This window comes from Vibrio sp. 10N.261.52.A1, from assembly GCF_002876325.1.
Taxonomy (GTDB): Bacteria; Pseudomonadota; Gammaproteobacteria; order Enterobacterales; family Vibrionaceae; genus Vibrio; species Vibrio chagasii.
On record NZ_MCYD01000545.1, the window covers coordinates 1 to 18,440 of the forward strand.

15 protein-coding genes are annotated in these 18,440 nt (G+C 45.6%); 10 read left to right on the top strand and 5 right to left on the bottom strand.

Annotation, left to right across the window (positions count from 1 at the left end):
• Positions 1-55: 55 nt before the first annotated feature.
• From BCT81_RS07940 to BCT81_RS07955, 4 genes are all read right to left on the bottom strand, one after another.
• On the bottom strand, positions 56-601 hold the full coding sequence (locus BCT81_RS07940) for a GNAT family protein (RefSeq protein WP_102423765.1): 546 nt from the start codon (positions 599-601) through the stop codon (positions 56-58).
• 152 nt (positions 602-753) lie between these two features.
• Positions 754-1,518: a peptidoglycan binding protein CsiV gene (locus tag BCT81_RS07945; protein WP_061031792.1), complete on the bottom strand. Its 765-nt coding sequence runs from the start codon at positions 1,516-1,518 to the stop codon at positions 754-756.
• Between the two features lie 63 nt (positions 1,519-1,581).
• A complete protein-coding gene (gene mfd, locus BCT81_RS07950) occupies positions 1,582-5,043 on the bottom strand; it encodes a transcription-repair coupling factor (protein ID WP_102423766.1) in 3,462 nt (1,153 codons plus the stop codon).
• Positions 5,044-5,049: 6 nt separating this feature from the next.
• The gene (locus BCT81_RS07955; RefSeq protein ID WP_008223874.1) at positions 5,050-5,619 is read right to left on the bottom strand and encodes a hypothetical protein; all 570 of its coding nucleotides are present in this window, start codon (positions 5,617-5,619) and stop codon (positions 5,050-5,052) included.
• Between the two features lie 227 nt (positions 5,620-5,846).
• Here BCT81_RS07955 and lolC point away from each other — a divergent pair, with 227 nt between their 5' ends.
• The 3 genes from lolC to lolE are packed head-to-tail and all read left to right on the top strand — an operon-like array spanning position 5,847 to position 8,985.
• On the top strand, positions 5,847-7,055 hold the full coding sequence (lolC, locus tag BCT81_RS07960) for a lipoprotein-releasing ABC transporter permease subunit LolC (RefSeq protein WP_102423767.1): 1,209 nt from the start codon (positions 5,847-5,849) through the stop codon (positions 7,053-7,055).
• Positions 7,048-7,740 carry a lipoprotein-releasing ABC transporter ATP-binding protein LolD gene (gene lolD / locus BCT81_RS07965; protein WP_102423768.1) on the top strand — a complete coding sequence of 231 codons (693 nt, stop codon included), beginning with the start codon at positions 7,048-7,050 and terminating at the stop codon, positions 7,738-7,740. Before lolC ends, lolD begins: the two co-directional genes overlap by 8 nt.
• A complete protein-coding gene (lolE, locus tag BCT81_RS07970; RefSeq protein ID WP_102423769.1) occupies positions 7,741-8,985 on the top strand; it encodes a lipoprotein-releasing ABC transporter permease subunit LolE in 1,245 nt (414 codons plus the stop codon).
• Positions 8,986-9,158: 173 nt separating this feature from the next.
• On the opposite strand, the gene BCT81_RS07975 is transcribed toward lolE, so the two are convergent.
• Complete coding sequence (locus BCT81_RS07975) at positions 9,159-9,668, bottom strand: DUF2062 domain-containing protein (RefSeq protein ID WP_008223866.1); 510 nt, start codon at positions 9,666-9,668, stop codon at positions 9,159-9,161.
• Positions 9,669-9,685: 17 nt separating this feature from the next.
• On the opposite strand from BCT81_RS07975, the gene BCT81_RS07980 reads away from it, so the two are divergent.
• The 7 genes from BCT81_RS07980 to rpsA all read left to right on the top strand — a co-directional run bounded on the left by BCT81_RS07980 (position 9,686) and on the right by rpsA (position 18,411).
• Complete coding sequence (locus BCT81_RS07980; protein ID WP_102423770.1) at positions 9,686-11,989, top strand: DNA internalization-related competence protein ComEC/Rec2; 2,304 nt, start codon at positions 9,686-9,688, stop codon at positions 11,987-11,989.
• A gap of 31 nt (positions 11,990-12,020) precedes the next feature.
• The gene (gene msbA / locus BCT81_RS07985; RefSeq protein ID WP_061031786.1) at positions 12,021-13,769 is read left to right on the top strand and encodes a lipid A ABC transporter ATP-binding protein/permease MsbA; all 1,749 of its coding nucleotides are present in this window, start codon (positions 12,021-12,023) and stop codon (positions 13,767-13,769) included.
• A 15-nt stretch (positions 13,770-13,784) separates the two neighbouring features.
• Positions 13,785-14,792 carry a tetraacyldisaccharide 4'-kinase gene (gene lpxK, locus BCT81_RS07990; RefSeq protein WP_102423771.1) on the top strand — a complete coding sequence of 336 codons (1,008 nt, stop codon included), beginning with the start codon at positions 13,785-13,787 and terminating at the stop codon, positions 14,790-14,792.
• Positions 14,773-14,952 carry a Trm112 family protein gene (locus BCT81_RS07995; RefSeq protein WP_102423772.1) on the top strand — a complete coding sequence of 60 codons (180 nt, stop codon included), beginning with the start codon at positions 14,773-14,775 and terminating at the stop codon, positions 14,950-14,952. Before lpxK ends, BCT81_RS07995 begins: the two co-directional genes overlap by 20 nt.
• On the top strand, positions 14,952-15,698 hold the full coding sequence (gene kdsB / locus BCT81_RS08000) for a 3-deoxy-manno-octulosonate cytidylyltransferase (protein ID WP_008224749.1): 747 nt from the start codon (positions 14,952-14,954) through the stop codon (positions 15,696-15,698). The genes BCT81_RS07995 and kdsB overlap by 1 nt, the downstream gene beginning before the upstream one ends.
• 255 nt (positions 15,699-15,953) lie before the next feature.
• Entirely contained in the window at positions 15,954-16,634 is a 681-nt protein-coding gene (gene cmk / locus BCT81_RS08005; RefSeq protein ID WP_004741977.1) for a (d)CMP kinase, read from the top strand.
• 106 nt (positions 16,635-16,740) lie between these two features.
• Complete coding sequence (rpsA, locus tag BCT81_RS08010; RefSeq protein WP_061031784.1) at positions 16,741-18,411, top strand: 30S ribosomal protein S1; 1,671 nt, start codon at positions 16,741-16,743, stop codon at positions 18,409-18,411.
• The last annotated feature ends 29 nt before the right edge of the window (positions 18,412-18,440 follow it).

Here is an 18,440-nt window from a genome sequence, read left to right on the forward strand (position 1 = left end):
TCTTCGGAGCTCTTTTTTGATCGTGTCAGTTAAGTGGTAGCCTTGTTGGTTATTGCTAAGCCACCGGTGGCAGTACTGAGTAAACGACCCCATCTTTTGGTTTACCGTTGAAGATGAATCGATTTTTGGCAATGGCTTCTCGCTGGGCACCGCAATTCTCTATGAGCTTTTGGCTTGGTAGGTTTTCGGTATCACAGACAATCTCTAAACGCGTTAGTTTGAGCTGAGCAAAGCAAAATTCAAACAGAGCTAGCATCGCTTCCTTTGCTATGCCTTTTCGTTGAAATTGGTCGCCAACCCAATATCCTAAACTCGCCATATTAAAGGTATGGTAAAGCTCATTGATCGCCACCATGCCAACCAGCTTATCGCTTTTTCGCTCGAAAATGCCAAAGCCAAATGCATCGGCTTTAACCCAGTTTAAGCGAGTGGCCAGAATGAACTTCTCAGCTTCTGCTATAGAGAACTGATCGTGACACCAATCAACCCACGGCAGTAAGCTAGGGGAAGACTTGATCAGTTGAGAAAACTCGTGAGCATCAGAAGGCTCAATAATTCTTAGGCTAAGGTTTTGAGTATTGATCTGGAAGTCGGGGCTCATAGGGCGTACCAATTAAATTTGCAAGTACCTACTTAAAGTAGCCAGCACTTAATAAAACGCCCTCACAATGGAGGGCGTTTTGAATGATTAGTAGGAGTATAGCTTGGGTGCTAACAAACCAACTAGCTTCGTCGCTATATCGCTAGGGCTGTTTACTGAGCAACGCGACGAACTTGAATCACCATACCAAGAAGCGGGTGGTCAAGATAGTGAGTTTCAGTACTGCGCATGCGACGTTTTTGCTCCATACGGTAGCTCTTAAGGAACTCTTCCACTTCAACAGTTGGAGAGATTTCCGTTAGGTTACCTACTTGAACATTGCTCTCAGCACCGCTTACTGGAGAGTCGAGTTCAATTTGCTGTTCTTGCAGCTTCACTTCACGAACGCTTGGTGCTTTCAAATCCAGAGTGGTTTCAGCGTATAGGTAGTGCTGAACATAGATTTGTAGCTTGCCGTCTAGTTCGTAAAGTGGCTTGTCGATAGTCTCTTCTTGGAAGCCATCTGCAGACGCAGTTACAGCGCCTTTTTCTGAACCGTCAGCATTAAACTGTTTCGAGAAGTCTTTACCTGCTTGAATGTGGAACACAGGTGCTGAGCTCTTACCTTGATCGCCTTGACGCCAAGCCGTATGCATCAGTACTTCAAAGCCAGCATGCTGTTTTAGCTTATCTTTCTGAGGTGTCAATTTGTACTCCGAGTAAGGGAGCATTTTTACCCCTTTACTTGCTCGGTACTGGGTGTCCTGAAATGAACCAACGCGCTCAAGTGAGATCTTTGGCTGTGTGTTTGGCCAAGACTCATTCACCTTCTCGGCATCAACTGCGCGCTTAAAAATGATCACTTCTATATCAAATTGTCTCTGTGCCAAACTTGGCAGTGAGACGAACAATAGTAGCAGTGGGATCAGTCTTTTCATTTTTACTCCGTTTTCCAGCCGCACTACCGGCTGGATAAATTATATGTGCAAGTGGATTAGGCTTTACGCTGAAGGCAGCAAGTTCTGTCTGAATTCGCCTAATAAATCACTAACAAATTGAATTCGTTTCCGTCTGTCGACCAATGGTATCGTAAACTTGAACTTAGTTGGTCCTTCCATTGAAAACTTTTGCGGTTGAGATTGCAACAGTTTAACAAGGTAGTTCGGGTTTATGTCAGCATCCGGGTAGAATTCGATAAATCCACCTTTATCGTGCGCTTCAATTTTCTTCGCCTTGATAGAGGCCGCCGCCAACTTAAGCTCGGAAACCGATAATAAGTTCTTGGTTGCATCAGGAAGAATACCAAAGCGGTCGATAAGCTCGACTTTTAGCTCTGCAAGTTCATCCGTGTCACTCACGCTCGCAATACGTTTGTATGTTGATAAGCGAGTATTGATGTCTGGAATGTAGTCGTCTGGCAAGAGGGCTGGAATACGCATCTCAATCTCAGTTTGCTCACGTAACAGATCATCAAGTGATGGCTCTCGACCTTCTTTCAAGGCCTCAACCGCTTGCTCTAGCATCTCCATGTATAGCGTGAAGCCGACAGATTGGATCTGACCGCTCTGTTCATCACCCAACAGTTCACCGGCACCACGAATCTCTAAATCGTGTGTTGCGAGAGTGAAGCCTGCGCCCAAGTCTTCTAAAGAGGCAATCGCGTCTAAGCGTTTAATTGCGTCTTTGGTCATCGCTTTCGGATGAGGCGTCAGCAGGTACGCGTAAGCTTGGTGGTGAGAACGACCCACACGACCACGTAACTGGTGAAGCTGCGCTAGACCAAGGTTGTCGGCTCGGTCCATCAAGATGGTATTGGCTGTCGGAACATCGATACCGGTTTCGATGATGGTTGTACACACCAATAAGTTAAAGCGTTGGTGGTAGAAGTCGTTCATGATGCGTTCTAGTTCGCGCTCTCGCATTTGACCGTGAGCGACGGTTACTCGCGATTCCGGAATCAGTTTTTGTAGTGACTCTGCGGTTTTCTCAATGGTATCGACTTGATTGTGCAGGAAGTAAACCTGACCACCACGCATGATCTCACGAAGTACTGCTTCTCTCACTACGGCATCGTCACTTTGACGAACAAAGGTTTTGATAGCCAAGCGTCGTGCTGGTGGCGTTGCAATGATCGATAGATCACGCATCCCACTCATCGCCATGTTGAGCGTTCTTGGGATTGGGGTCGCAGTCAGCGTTAGGATGTCGACATCGGCACGCATCGCTTTTACTTTCTCTTTCTGGCGGACACCAAAGCGGTGTTCTTCATCGACGATCAGTAAGCCAAGGTCTTTGAATTTGATATCACTAGAGAGCAGTTTGTGAGTACCGACTAGGATATCCACTTTACCGTCCGCGACATCTTGCATGATCGCTTTTTGCTCTTTCGCGGACTTGAATCGAGAAAGTACTTCAACACGAATCGGTAAATTCGCGAAGCGGTCTCGGAAGTTTTCGAAATGTTGCTGAGCAAGTAGGGTTGTCGGAACCAGAACCGCCACTTGTTTGCTGTTATCCGTACACACGAATGCCGCGCGCATTGCGACTTCTGTTTTACCAAAACCAACATCACCACACACTAGGCGGTCCATGGCTTTTGCTTGGCACATGTCAGACATCACTGCATTGATTGCCATCGCTTGGTCATCGGTTTCTTCAAATGGGAAGCCAGATTTGAAGGTTGCGTATTGCCCGCGATCTAAAACAAATTTATAGCCAGGTTTAAGCTCACGCTTGGCGTAAACATCCAGCAGCTCTGCAGCAACGTCACGTACTTTTTCAGCGGCACGCTTACGCGCTTTTTGCCACGCCTCACCACCTAGTTTGTGTAGCGGTGCAGACTCTTCGGCGCCACCAGAGTAACGTCCAATAAGGTTCAAAGACGCAACGGGCACGTACAACTTGGCATCGTTTTGGTACTCAAGCGTCACGTATTCGGTTTTCATGCCGCCGGCTTCGAGGGTTTGCAGGCCGATGTAACGTCCAATGCCGTGGTCAATGTGCACAACGGGTTGACCTGGTTTTAGCTCCGCAAGGTGGCGGATGACTGTGTCGCTATTAACGCTTTTCTTATCTTTCTTACGGCGTTGAACAACGCGATCGCCAAGCAAGTCGCTTTCACAGATAAGCGCGATGTTTTTCTCTTCGTGAACAAAACCGTGCTCAGCTGAACCTAGGATCAGGCTGAACTTGTCTTTGGCCTTAACGGCTGCATCGAGGTTTTCAACTTCGTTTGGTCGTACTTTGATACCGCGAAGCAGTTCGCTCAATGCTTCACGACGACCCTCTGATTCAACCGAAAAAATAACCTTGCCATCGAAGGCTTCAGTGAACTTTCTTAGGTTTGCCAAAGGCTCTTTATTTTGGTGTTGAACGCTGAGGTCTGGCAGTGATGTAACCGGAAGGTTGATGCGTCCAGCTTTCTCTTCAATAGACTCTAGGCTTAGGTTGACCTGTGGCTTTTGCTTGAAGTGTGCGAACAGTTCGTCTTTTTTCAGCCAAAGCTGTTCTGGCGCCAATAGAGGACGTAATGGATCGACCCCACGTTGGTCGTATCGATGAGCGACATCAGCAAGGAAAGAGTCAACGGCGGTTTCGACATCACCTAATACCAGAATCTGTGCTTCGTCAGCGACATAGTCAAACAGTGTTTCTGTGTGATCGAAGAATAGAGGCTGCCAATACTCAATGCCAGCAGGCCATGTGCCTTTAGATACCTGCATGTAAACCGATTCTGGTTCACGTCGTGCATCGAATTGTTGACGCCAACGAATGCGGAAATCTTCTATCGCTGTTTCCGAAGTTGGAAACTCGTGCGCTGGTAAGAGTCGAATTTCAGAGATGTCTTCGATAGAACGTTGGTTCTCTGGATCGAAGGTTCGGATGGTGTCGATCTCGTCATCAAAGAAGTCGATACGATAAGGATCTTTACTGCCCATCGGGAACAGGTCAAGAATAGAACCACGGCTCGCGTATTCACCGGGGCCAAATACTTGGTCAACGTAACGATAGCCAGATTTTTCAAGTTGCAGGCGCAGTTTCTCTAGTGAGTAAAGATCACCAGTTTTCACCATTAGAGTGTGCTGTAGCAAGAAGTCACGTGGTGATTGGCGCTGGAGTAGCGTGCTGATCGGTACGATCGTGATGCCGTCTTTTAGCGTCGGCAATGCATAAAGGCGCGCGATACGATCTGAAATGATCTCTTGGTGTGGTGAGAAGCTGTCGTAAGGCAAAGTTTCCCAGTCTGGGAATAGTGCAACTTCGCTCGCCGTAAACTGTTCAATTTCAGATTGCAGCTTGAGTGCGATTTGTGGATCTGGCACAGCAAGTACAGTATGACTGTTGTGTTGCTCTGCGAGTTTAGCGATAGCAAGAGCGAGAGACGAACCAACAAGGTTACCAATGTGCTTCTTGTCACCGGCTCCTTTGAGGGTAGGTAGGGTAAAAATAGATTGTTTGGTCATGTTAATTTACTTGTTATCTCGGTCTAGAGAGCGTTGACGCAAAAGTTTCTGTTGTTGATGAAGTGCCGCTTTGATCAGCAGGTCTTGGTCAGTATCACGAAGATGAGCGTATTTGAAGTTAATTTCGAAACCTGAATCTTTAGGTTGGCTTGCAAACACTTCCGCGTAGCAGTAAATCGCTGCGGCAGGGTGTTCCAAGAATAGCTTAGCTTTTACTAAGCGGCCCGGTTCGATGTCTGTCTTCGAAAAACAGGAAAACTGGCTCGCACCGAAGGAGTAAGTGTGAGTTCGAAACTTCTCATCATCTTGCTGCGATAACATAAAGCTCAACAGCAGGTTTAATTTAGAGTTCTGTGCATCCAATAAACTGGTGACATTCTTCAAGTCGCTGTTTTTCAGTTCAGCGCGAGCACTGTCGGCTAAAAGGTCCAACTGGCTAAATTCACTCGCCACAACAAAAGGGGCAGGGATCTCGGATTCGAACTGAATTTGAGAGGGTAAAGTGAAGTTACTTTCCATCGGTTCTATATTAGCGGTAAGACTGTGGTGAACAGTGAAAAACTCTTGTTCTGTCATGCGTTAGTTCCTTGAAGTGATCTATTGATTATCGCTATGTGGCGGCAGTAATCAAGGTCAGTTAATTGAAAGTATCAAATAGTTGTTTGAAATTTGGTGTTTTGACAGGGTTCTGTTTTTCAGGCCTAACTAATTGAGTTAATTCACTCTATATTTTCAATTAACCCCTACAAAGTAACAGCAATACCCGTTACATTAACCCGCATCCCTTTTTGATGGTTCAAAGTATGTTTCATCCTATTTCAATGTTTGTTGGCCTGCGTTATTTGAAAGGCCGTTCAGGTGATCGCTTTAGCCGTTTTGTTTCTTATATGTCGACAGCGGGTATCACCATTGGTGTGCTGTCTTTGATTACTGTTTTGTCGGTAATGAATGGATTCGAAGCGCAATTAAAAGACCGAATTCTCGGCGTTCTCCCTCAGGCAGTGGTTTATGAGCAAGGCGGTAAGACGCTACTCTCTGAACAGGCTCCTGGTTTTGCTAAGCAAATTTCGCTTAATGGTCATGTTGAACCGATTGTTCGCAGTGAGGCGGTGATTCAGAGCCCTGCGCAACTGTCAGCGGGCCTTTTGATTGGCATCCAACCCAATTCTGATGATCCACTTCAAGACCACTTAATCGCGGGTAGACTGTCTTCACTTAAAGCAGGTCAATACCAGCTGTTCCTTGGCCATACTCTGGCAAGAAACTTAAAGGTATCGATGGGCGACAAGGTTCGTCTAATGGTGACCAGCGCAAGCCAATACACACCTCTTGGTCGTATTCCTAGCCAACGTAATTTCACCGTAGCCGGAATCTTTAATACGGGCTCGGATATTGATGCTCAACTTATGGTGACGGATATCCAAGATGCTGGGCGTTTGATGCGTTATAAGTCAGACACCATTTCAGGTTGGCGACTGTTTTTTGAAGACCCATTTGAAGTCGCGGAACTATCTAACCAACCCTTACCAGAAGGATGGTTGTGGAGCGATTGGCGCGACCAACGTGGTGAGCTGTTCCAAGCGGTTCGTATGGAGAAAAACATGATGGGCCTAATGCTTGGTCTGATCATCGGGGTTGCCGCATTCAATATTATCTCTGCGCTGATTATGGTGGTAATGGAGAAGCAATCTGAGGTCGCGATACTTAAAACCCAAGGCATGACTGATGGTCAAGTGATGGGCATCTTTATGGTTCAAGGCGCGAGTAGCGGCGTGATTGGCGCACTATCGGGTGGCGCATTAGGCGTTGTTCTAGCAATGAACCTTAACCCGATTTTAGAAGCGATGGGTGTTGCTCTATTCTCGTTTGGTGGTCAGTTACCTATTTTGATTAACCCAGTTCAAATCGCTGTTGTTGTGGTACTTGCTATTGCACTTAGCTTGATTGCTACTATTTTCCCTTCTTACCGTGCATCTTCTGTGAAACCTGCTGAGGCCCTTCGTTATGAGTAATTTTCTTCAATGTAATGATATCCGTAAAACGTACCGTGAAGGCTCGTTGGATACTGAAGTCCTCAAAGGGGTGAGCTTTGAGATCGAAAAAGGTGAACTGGTTTCTATCATTGGTACTTCCGGTTCTGGTAAAAGTACGCTCCTGCACATTTTAGGAGCGCTTGATGATGCTTCTGCGGGGAGCGTGAGCTTTCTTGGTCAAGACCTAGCGTCACTGAGCTCAAACAAGCAGGCTAAGCTTCGCAACCAACACCTTGGTTTTGTGTATCAGTTCCATCACTTGCTATCCGACTTTTCTGCGCTAGAAAACGTTGCTATGCCACTGCTAATAGGCGGTGAAAAGCCTGCGAACGCCAAACAAGAAGCACAGTTGTTACTTGATAAAGTGGGACTAAGTCATCGAGTTGATCACCGTCCTTCAGAGCTTTCTGGTGGTGAAAGGCAACGTGTGGCGATCGCTCGTGCATTAGTCAACAAGCCAGCTCTTGTATTGGCGGATGAGCCGACGGGTAACCTAGACCACAATACTGCGCTTTCTATTTATGACTTAATGCGAGAGTTAAACCGAGAATACGACACTGCCTTTTTAGTCGTGACCCATGATGGCGAACTCGCTGGCAAAATGGATCGTCAACTGCACATGCAAGATGGTTTGTTGGTTAACGTAGAAAAAGAGGAGAGCTAAGTGTTTTCTTCTTTATCTTTATTGATAGGCGGTCGCTTTAGCCGTGCTAAGCAGCGAGACAAGATGGTGTCTTTTATCTCCTTGTCTTCGACGATCGGTATTGCGGTTGGTGTGGCGGTGATCATTATCGGTCTTTCAGCCATGAATGGTTTTGAGCGTGAGCTAGAATCTCGCGTGCTGTCTGTGATTCCGCATGGTGAGTTCGAAGGGGTCAATGAACCTGTAACTCGATGGGAGCATGTGGTAGAGCAGTCCGAAAAAAATGACAAAGTCGTTGCCGCTGCGCCTTATGTGAAAATCACAGCGCTCGCTGAAAAGGGCAAAGAACTTAAAGCGATTGAAGTGCGTGGTGTTGACCCACAGCTTGAGCAACAGGTATCGAGTTTATCAAGCTTTATTGATAAGCAAGTTTGGGGTGATTTCAAAGCAGGGCAGCAGCAGATCATCTTAGGCTCTGGTGTCGCCAATGTGCTTGGCGCGCAAGTGGGTGATTACTTGACTTTGATGATCCCAACAGTGAACGGCTCGGTTAAGGTTCAGGCGCCAAAGCGGGTACGAGTAAAAGTTGCCGGCTTACTGACGCTGAATGGACAAATTGACCATAGCTTAGCGCTCATTCCGATTGGTGATGCTCAGGTTTATGCGAACTTGGGGGAGGCTGTGACAGGTGTCTCTTTGAAAGTGACCGATGTACTGAACGCTAACGAGATTGTACGTGAGGTTGGCAACCAGCTTGATGTGTATGTTTATCTGCGCAGTTGGCAACAGAAGTTCGGCTTCCTATATCGAGATATTCAATTGGTTCGCACCATTATGTACTTAGTCATGGTGCTAGTGATTGGTGTTGCGTGTTTCAATATTGTCTCTACCTTGATGATGGCAGTAAAAGATAGGGCTTCGGAGATCGCAATCTTAAGAACCATGGGTGCTTCCGATGGTTTAGTTAAGCGTATCTTTGTTTGGCAGGGCGTGTTCTCAGGCGTATTAGGTAGCTTAGTCGGCAGTGCGATAGGTGTTTTGGTTGCACTCAATCTGACCACTCTTATTAAGGGTCTTGAGAAGCTGATCGATCACCAATTCCTGTCTGGTGATATCTACTTTGTCGACTTCTTGCCATCACAGCTGAATATGATGGATGTCGTTGTAGTATCAGGTACTGCAATCGCTTTAAGTCTGCTGGCGACATGGTACCCAGCATCTCGAGCAGCGAAGTTAAATCCAGCTTCTGTGCTGAGCTCCAAATAACCAACCGACTGTTTCGACAGATACAAAAAAGGATCTCTTGTGGGATCCTTTTTTATTGAATTCAAACTGTATTATCTAAGACTTTCATTACATGCCTATCATCTAAGGGCTTATAACTCGTCTTATTTTCACAGCTATCTCTTAAAAGTGGAGAGCGCGTCAGTATAGATTCACTATCTTGCTTGTCGTTTCTTCCAGCTTCTTACTACTGAGTAGCGCCATAAGCCACGAATACCGAAATAACCAATCATTGCTGAAATCACACCACAAATCATACAGCCCAGCAGGAATGGAGGCCCGATGGTGCTCATTTGCGCCAAGATAAAGTCCCAAGACAGTTCGAAGTGAAAGGCTTGCGGCGGAACATGCATAACGAATGCACCTACTTTATAGGCAAAGTAGAACAAGACTGGCATGGTTACGGGGTTACTGATCCAAACGAGAGCGACAGCCAGCGGTAAGTTAACACCACATACAACGGCTAGGCCTGCAGACATAATCATTTGGCTTGGTAGAGGGACAAACGCCATGAATAACCCAACAGCGAACGCGCCGGCCGCGGAGCGACGATTAAGGCACCATAAGTTGGGGTTGTACAAAACATTGCCAAAAACTTTTAATGCTTTCTGACGCTTGATGAGCTCATGGTCAGGCATAAATCGTTTGATAAACTTTCTTGGCATAGGAGGAAGCTACTCTCTTGTTTAACACTTGGTTCTTGATTTCATTTGCTGCGACAGTTGTGTCTGCCAGCTTCTGGCCTGTGATGCCACATTGGGTCTTGGCACCATTGATGCTGTTATTACTAATCGCATCAATAAAGTATAGCGTTTTCCGACGTACAAGAGGTCTAGCTACTGCGTTGACACTCGTTGCATGCCTAGGGAATACGATTGAAATCCAAACAAGTCGCTTATTTCAATCAGGGCAGAATACTACCATAAATGCCTCAGTAGTTAGTCTTTTTAGTGAAAATAGCCATGGTTTTGAAAGCGTAGTAGTAGTTAGATCAATTGACGGTGAAAAATTAATCTTTCCTCAATTGATAAAATTGCGATTGTTTACGCCTTTCAAGCTCACTTTGGGTGATGAAGTTCATTTGTCGGTCAGTATCAAGCCTGTTTTTGGGAAGCTTAATGAAGCGGGCTTTGATTTGGAAAAGCACCTGTTTAGCACTGGGGTTACGGCAAATGTGAATTACCGAACGAATACTAAATATAGAATCCACTCTAGCAACCATCTACGTGCTCGGTGGTTCGAGCGCAGTCTTGATAATCTTAGCCAGCTAAAAAATAACGATTTAATAGTCGCTTTGAGTTTCGGTTATCGAGATCTCATTCCTTCTTTGCGTTGGGATTTACTAAAGAGCAGTGGCTTGATTCATTTGATGGCGATTTCTGGGCTTCACATTGGTATTGCCTTTGGTATCGGTTATCAGCTGGGGAAGTTGGCGCGTTTGTTGTCTCCTCAGTTGTTATGGCTTCCGACACTATTTGGTTTAGGTTTCGCTTATTTCTATAGCTGGTTTGCTGGGTTCACTCTACCGACCCTAAGAGCGCTAGTGATGTGTGTTGTGGCGAGTTACTTTCTGTGGCGTGGACAAAGTATCGGTGTGGTTCGCTATGTTCTAGTCAGCTTGTGTATCGTTCTCGTTATTTGGCCTTTTTCTGCGTTATCCAGTAGCTTCTGGTTATCTTTTGGTACATTGGGTGCGGTTCTCTACATTGCGTTCAATAGTGATGCTTCTTCTTCAAATTCTACCTTTATTGAACGAGTGCTAAAGCTCATCAAAATACAGGTCATGCTGACCTTGTTAATTGCTCCCTTTTCGATGTTGTTTTTCAAAGGCGTTAGCTTGATCTCGGTCGTCTACAATTTGTTGCTATTGCCTTGGGTGTCAATGGTGACGATACCTTTGCTGTTTTTTTCGATGTTTCTAAGTTTGGTCACTGAGTCTTTATTTTGGGGAAGTGACTCAATGGCTCGTTTTTCTGCTGAGTTATGGAAACTGGTTGATTTGTCACTTGAACCGTTGGTGTTTAGCTTGCCTTTCTCTGAACAGTTTTGGATTCAGGTAGATAATCACGTAACCGTGTTGTTCGTTTTTCTTATCTTATTCTTCGGTTTTATTGGTCGATACCTTAAACATTGGGTAGCCGCTGTCATCATTTCTGTATTCCTGTTGTGGTGGGAATTTGGCAAAGTGAAACAGGACAGGTTAACTATTGATGTCTTGGACGTAGGGCATGGCTTGTCCCTCATCTTTGAAAAGAACAATCACGTGGTGGTGTACGATTTAGGTAACGCGTGGCCGGGAGGGTCGATGGTCGAGTCACTATTGATTCCTACTTTATCTCAAAGAGGTATAGATGAAATTCAAGGAGTGATCATTAGCCATTTCGATTCTGATCACGCTGGTGGTTACCCTGCATTGCTTGAGAACTATCAGCCTGAATGGATAAGAGCTAGCCAAAGTTTGAATCATCAAATGAGCTCAGTTGTTCAAGCATGTACGTTAGGTGAGGCGTGGGAATGGCAGAATGTGCAGTTCGAGGTGTTGTGGCCGCCACAACTAGTGAATAGGGCGTATAACCCACACTCTTGTGTCATACGGATAATTGAACCAGAATCGGGCTTTTCGATGTTGCTCACGGGTGATATTGAACTCGTAAGTGAGTGGTTACTTGCTCGGGAAGTTGAACAGCTTCAAAGCGACGCCATGCTAGTACCTCATCATGGTAGTGACAGTTCATCTATCGCCCCTTTCATAGAAGCGGTTTCACCAAAGCTAGCGATTGCTTCGTTGGCAAAGGGAAATCAATGGGGGATGCCAAGTGAATCAGTCGTTCAACGTTACTTACAAAATGGAAGTGCCTGGCTTGATACAGGTGAAAGTGGACAAATAACCATCACCACCAACCAAGAAGGTTGGCATTATCATACGATTAGAGAGGAACAAGGTCGGCAGTGGTATAGGCAGATGCTTCGTAAGGGAGTAGAATAGATAGATTATTGTGAGAAAATTAAGCGATTTTATGTCAACACAAACAGATGAAACTACCTGGGTCACATTTAAACGACTTTGGACTTATATTCGACTATATAAGGCTGGCCTTGGTGTTGCGGTTATTGCGCTTATTATTAATGCCGTCTCTGATACTTACATGATTTCTTTGCTAAAGCCGTTGCTAGATGAAGGCTTTGGTAGTGCGGAATCAGATTTCCTACGCACACTTCCTCTTATTATCTTTGCCATGATGTTCATTCGTGGTGTCAGCGGTTTCGTATCCACCTATTGCTTAAGCTGGGTTTCTGGCAATGTGGTGATGGAAATCCGCCGTAAAATATTCAGTCACTTTATGCACATGCCAGTCTCTTTCTTTGATAAAGAGCAGACGGGTGCGCTGCTGTCTCGTATTACCTACGATTCGGAGCAAGTTTCTGCGGCAACCAGTAAAGCGCTGGTGAGTATTGTTCGTGAAGGCGCAAGCATCATTGGCTTATTGACCTTGATGTTTTGGAACAGCTGGCAGTTGTCTTTGGTTCTATTTGCGGTTGCTCCACTGGTAGCTTGGGCAATCAGCATAGTATCGAAGCGATTCAGAAAGATTTCTAAAAACATGCAAACCAGCATGGGTCACGTTGCTTCGTCAGCAGAACAAATGCTGAAAGGGCACAAAGTGGTGCTTACTTATGGCGGTCAGGATTTAGAAAAACATCGCTTTGATAAAGTAAGTAACCAGATGCGTCAACAGAGCATGAAGCTAGTAACAGCACAAGCGGCCGCTAACCCAATCATTCAGATGATTGCATCGGTTGCTATTGTTGTTGTACTTGTCTTGGCGAGCGTTGATTCAATTAAGGCTGAGCTAACTCCGGGTACGTTTACGGTAGTGTTCTCAGCAATGTTTGGCCTAATGCGTCCACTAAAAGCATTAACTAACGTAACGTCTGAATTCCAGCGTGGTATGGCTGCAAGTACGACACTGTTCGGCTTGATGGACTTAGACACAGAGCAGAACACAGGTACCTTGAAACCTGAAACGGTAAGTGGTGATGTTGCGGTAAAAGATGTGACCTTTACTTACGAAGGTGCCGAGAAGCCTGCATTGGATAATGTGAGTTTTAATATACCGAAAGGTAAGACGGTTGCGCTTGTTGGGCGATCGGGTTCAGGTAAGAGTACCATTGCCAACCTATTTACTCGTTTCTATGACGTAGACTCTGGCTCTATTGAACTTGATGGTCACGATATTCGTGATTACGAATTGAGAAATCTGCGTGAGCACTTTGCTCTGGTTTCTCAAAATGTGCATCTGTTTAACGATACGGTGGCTAACAACATCGCTTACGCAGCAGAAGAACAGTATTCACGCGAACAGATCGAACATGCCGCTAAACTTGCTCATGCGACTGAGTTTATTGAAGGTATGGAAAATGGTATTGATACTGTCGTGGGTGAAAATGGTGCGAGCTTGTCTGGCGGTCAAAGACAACGTATTGCGATCGCACGAGCACTATTGAGAGACGCGCCAGTTCTGATTCTTGATGAGGCGACGTCTGCACTAGACACAGAGTCAGAAAGAGCGATTCAATCAGCACTAGAAGAGTTACAAAAAGATAAAACTGTGTTGGTGATTGCTCACAGGCTATCGACGATTGAACAAGCTGATGAAATTTTGGTTGTTGATGATGGTCAGATTGTAGAGCGAGGCCCACACGCAGAGCTAATTGCTCATGATGGTGCCTATGCTCAACTGCATCGAATTCAGTTCAGCGGATAAGATTAGGTCTTTGTTGTGATCGAAAAGATTTGGTTTAACAATCACCCGTTAAAATATCTTCTTTGGCCACTATTGTGGCCATTGAGCCTGCTGTTCAAAGTGATCAGTGGTAAACGTCGTAATGCTTATCTCTCTGGAAAGAAAGAAACCTATCGACCACCTCTGCCTATAATCGTTGTTGGTAACATTACCGCTGGTGGCAATGGTAAAACCCCTGTTGTGATTTGGTTGGTTGAAATGCTTCAAGCCAACGGTTTTAAACCAGGTGTGGTTTCTCGTGGTTACGGTGCGAAAGCGCCGAGTTATCCACTGGTTTTAGAAGAGAGCACGCCCGCTGAACACTCGGGTGATGAACCCCGCTTGATTCGAAAGCGAACGGGCGCGCCGGTAGCGGTTGACCCAGTAAGAGCGAATGCGGTAAAGGCTTTATTGAATCAAGGCGTGGATGTCATTATCACTGATGACGGCCTGCAGCATTATGCACTTGAACGCGACATTGAGTTTTCAGTTATCGACGGTGTAAGGCGTTTTGGTAACGAGAGTCTGATTCCACTAGGCCCATTGCGAGAGCCTGTATCGCGTTTAGCTGACGTAGATTTCTTGATTAACAATGGTGGAGAGGCACAAGGGCGAGAGTTCTCAATGTCTTTGGCACCAAGTAAAGCGGTTAACCTAAAGACAGGTCAAAAAAAGCCAGTTGCAGAATTACCAAAGCTGGTGGCTTTTGCTGGAATAGGGCACCCGCCACGCTTTTTTAAAACATTAGACGATCTTGATGGTGATGTGGTTTACACACAAGGCTTCGCCGATCATCAGGATTTTGATAAAGATGAACTTCATGCCTTAGCAAAGAAAGGTATGAATATGATTATGACAGAAAAAGACGCTGTAAAATGCGAAGAATATGCTCAAGATAACTGGTGGTATCTTCCAGTTTCTGCGCAGTTCGAAGAAGAAGCGCAACAGCAAATTTTAAAAAGAATAAAAGAGGTTATGGAATACTATGGATCACCGTCTGCTTGAGATCGTTGCTTGCCCTGTATGTAAAGGTAAACTAACTTTTGACAAGGATAAGCAAGAGCTTGTTTGTAAAATCGATCGCCTAGCTTACCCAATTAAAGAGGGTATTCCTGTTCTTCTTGAACCTGAAGCTCGTACTCTTTCAATGGACGAGGGCAGGTAATGTCTTACACGGTAGTTATACCAGCAAGATACCAATCGAGCCGTTTGCCAGGTAAGCCTCTGGCTGACATTGGCGGCAAGCCGATGATTCAATGGGTATACGAACAGTCAATGAAAGCAGGGGCTGATAACGTAATTATTGCTACCGATGATGCTCGCGTTGAGAAGGCTGCGAAAGCATTTGGTGCGACTGTGTGTATGACGTCACCGAATCACGAGTCAGGTACTGAACGCCTAGCAGAAGTGATTGATGTCATGAACATCCCTGACGATCACATTATTGTCAACGTACAAGGGGATGAGCCACTTATTCCACCGGCGATTATTAATCAGGTGGCGAACAACTTAGCAAACAGCACTGCGCCAATGGCAACACTTGGTGTTGAAATCTCTCACGTTGATGAAGTTTTTAACCCTAATGCTGTAAAAGTCGTGACGGATAAAGACGGCTATGCGCTGTATTTTAGCCGTGCGACGATTCCTTGGGATCGTGATGCTTATGCTAATAACGGTACTGCTGCAGAATCTCCGTTGCTTCGTCATATTGGTATTTACGCTTACCGAGCTGGTTTCATCAATACCTACATCAACTGGGAACCAAGTACCCTAGAGCGCATAGAGTGCTTAGAGCAACTTCGCGTACTTTGGTATGGTGAAAAGATTCACGTAGATGTTGCTGTTGAAGCGCCGGCTGCGGGTGTTGATACTCCAGAAGACTTGGAAGCGGTACGCGCCATCATCGGTTAGACCTGCTTGAAGCAATAAATATACTTAGCCTCGCTCATGCGAGGCTTTTTTATGCCGATTTGTTGCCAATAGAAAGCCTTATTAGCATCAGGTGATTGATATTAGGCCTGTTGCATTATCGAATGCATCATCAAGATTGAATTATCTGAGATTTACCTCGCTCGACTTCCAATTTTTCTCTATAATATGCCGCCTATAAAGTAGTGGCGACTCGCTAGTACAGAATAAAACTTACGACTAAACGTGGAGTAAAAGATGCCTTCTCAAAGCCCAGTGATTACGGTTGATGGACCAAGTGGTGCAGGTAAAGGTACCCTGTGTATGTTACTAGCAGATAAGCTAGGCTTTCATCTTCTAGACTCAGGTGCGATCTATCGCGTACTGGCTTTAGCAGCAATTCATCACGGTGTAGATACTGAATCGGAAGACGCTTTAGTTCCTCTTGCAACTCACTTAGACGTTCAGTTTATTGCTGAGGGCGATCTAGTTAAGGTTATCCTAGAAGGTGAAGATGTGTCGGGCGAGCTTCGTAAAGAAGAGACCGGCATGGCGGCTTCAAAAGTTGCTGCATTACCTCGCGTACGTGAAGCATTACTTCGTCGTCAGCGCGCATTCAGCGCTGCGCCAGGTTTGGTGGCTGATGGCCGCGATATGGGAACCGTTGTCTTCCCTGAAGCAGAAGCAAAAATATTTTTAGATGCAAGTGCAGAAGAGCGTGCGACTCGCCGCCTTAAACAGTTGCAACAGAAGGGGTTAGATGTTAAATTTGACGACCTTTTGAGCGAGATCCAAGAGCGAGACGACCGAGATCGTAATCGCCCAGTGGCGCCACTTCGCCCTGCAGAGGATGCTCTAGTGCTTGATTCCACCTCAATGAATATTGAGCAGGTAGTAGAAAAAGCACTACACTATATTGAATCGAAACTAGCTGGGTAATTCTGCCCGGCTGGCAAGAACGTTGGTCGCAAGGATGATGACCGGCGAATTTATCAACCCCATGCGGTAGGATACCCATGGACGTTTAATTATTGAAGATTAAATAATGACTGAATCTTTTGCTCAACTCTTTGAAGAGTTTCTAAACGAAACAGAATTCCAACAAGGCAGCATCGTTAAAGGTACTGTAGTAGCTATCGAGAACGGTTTCGTTCTTGTTGACGCTGGTCTTAAGTCTGAATCTGCTATCCCTGCTGAACAGTTCAAGAACGCTGCTGGCGAACTTGAAGTTGAAGTTGGCGCTGAAGTAGACGTAGCTCTAGACGCTGTTGAAGATGGTTTCGGTGAGACTCAACTTTCTCGTGAGAAAGCTAAGCGTCACGAAGCTTGGATCGTTCTTGAGAAAGCTTGCGAAGAAGCTGAAACTGTTGTTGGTATCATCAACGGTAAAGTTAAAGGCGGTTTCACTGTTGAACTAAACGGTATCCGTGCTTTCCTTCCAGGTTCTCTAGTAGACGTACGTCCTATCCGTGACACTGCTCACCTAGAAAACAAAGAGCTAGAGTTCAAAGTAATCAAGCTAGACCAGAAGCGTAACAACGTTGTTGTTTCTCGTCGTGCTGTTATCGAATCTGAAAACAGTGTTGAGCGTGACGAACTTCTTGAAACTCTACAAGAAGGTACTGAAGTTAAAGGTATCGTTAAGAACCTTACTGACTACGGTGCATTCGTTGACCTTGGCGGTGTTGACGGTCTTCTACATATCACAGATATGGCTTGGAAGCGCGTTAAGCACCCATCAGAGATCGTTAACGTTGGTGACGAAATCCTAGTTAAAGTTCTTAAGTTCGACCGTGAGCGCACTCGTGTTTCACTAGGTCTTAAGCAACTAGGCGAAGATCCATGGGTAGCAATCGCTAAGCGTTACCCAGAAGGTCACAAGCTTTCTGGTCGTGTTACTAACCTAACTGACTACGGCTGCTTCGTTGAAATCGAAGAAGGCGTTGAAGGTCTAGTACACGTTTCTGAAATGGATTGGACTAACAAGAACATCCACCCTTCTAAAGTTGTTAATGTTGGCGACGAAGTTGAGGTTATGGTTCTTGATATCGACGAAGAACGTCGTCGTATCTCTCTAGGTCTGAAACAGTGTAAAGCTAACCCATGGCAGTCATTTGCAGAAATGCAAGCTAAGGGCGACAAAGTTACTGGTAAGATCAAGTCTATCACTGACTTTGGTATCTTCATCGGTCTAGAAGGCGGTATCGACGGTCTAGTACACCTATCTGACATTTCTTGGAATGTTGCTGGCGAAGACGCTGTACGTGAGTACAAGAAAGGCGACGAAATCTCAGCAGTTGTTCTAGCAGTAGATGCAGAGCGTGAGCGTATTTCTCTTGGCGTTAAGCAAATGGAAAACGACCCGTTCAACGCATACGTTGCTGACAACAAGAAAGGTGTTCTTGTAAACGGTACTGTTACTGCAGTTGACGCGAAAGGCGCTACTATCGAGCTAATCGAAGGCGTTGAAGGTTACATCCGCGCTTCTGAAGTATCTCGCGATCGTATCGAAGATGCATCTCTAATCCTAAGCGTTGGTGACAGCGTTGAAGCTAAGTTCACAGGTGTAGACCGTAAGAACCGCGTAATCAACCTATCTATCAAAGCTAAAGATGAAGCTGATGAGCAAGAAGCAATGGCTTCACTGAACAAGTCTGAAGAAGGCGCGTTCGGTAACGCAATGGCAGACGCATTCAAAGCTGCTAAAGGCGAATAATAGCTTCTCACTAAGAGAAATATAGCTAT

What these genes read in the sequence shown, in the direction of transcription:
- BCT81_RS07940 (WP_102423765.1), bottom strand. Translation starts at nt 601, where the DNA reads ATGAGCCCCGACTTCCAGATCAATACTCAAAACCTTAGCCTAAGAATT.
- BCT81_RS07945 (WP_061031792.1), bottom strand. Translation starts at nt 1,518, where the DNA reads ATGAAAAGACTGATCCCACTGCTACTATTGTTCGTCTCACTGCCAAGT.
- mfd (WP_102423766.1), bottom strand. Translation starts at nt 5,043, where the DNA reads ATGACCAAACAATCTATTTTTACCCTACCTACCCTCAAAGGAGCCGGT.
- BCT81_RS07955 (WP_008223874.1), bottom strand. Translation starts at nt 5,619, where the DNA reads ATGACAGAACAAGAGTTTTTCACTGTTCACCACAGTCTTACCGCTAAT.
- lolC (WP_102423767.1), top strand. Translation starts at nt 5,847, where the DNA reads ATGTTTCATCCTATTTCAATGTTTGTTGGCCTGCGTTATTTGAAAGGC.
- lolD (WP_102423768.1), top strand. Translation starts at nt 7,048, where the DNA reads ATGAGTAATTTTCTTCAATGTAATGATATCCGTAAAACGTACCGTGAA.
- BCT81_RS07975 (WP_008223866.1), bottom strand. Translation starts at nt 9,668, where the DNA reads ATGCCAAGAAAGTTTATCAAACGATTTATGCCTGACCATGAGCTCATC.
- msbA (WP_061031786.1), top strand. Translation starts at nt 12,021, where the DNA reads ATGTCAACACAAACAGATGAAACTACCTGGGTCACATTTAAACGACTT.
- BCT81_RS07995 (WP_102423772.1), top strand. Translation starts at nt 14,773, where the DNA reads ATGGATCACCGTCTGCTTGAGATCGTTGCTTGCCCTGTATGTAAAGGT.
- kdsB (WP_008224749.1), top strand. Translation starts at nt 14,952, where the DNA reads ATGTCTTACACGGTAGTTATACCAGCAAGATACCAATCGAGCCGTTTG.
- cmk (WP_004741977.1), top strand. Translation starts at nt 15,954, where the DNA reads ATGCCTTCTCAAAGCCCAGTGATTACGGTTGATGGACCAAGTGGTGCA.
- rpsA (WP_061031784.1), top strand. Translation starts at nt 16,741, where the DNA reads ATGACTGAATCTTTTGCTCAACTCTTTGAAGAGTTTCTAAACGAAACA.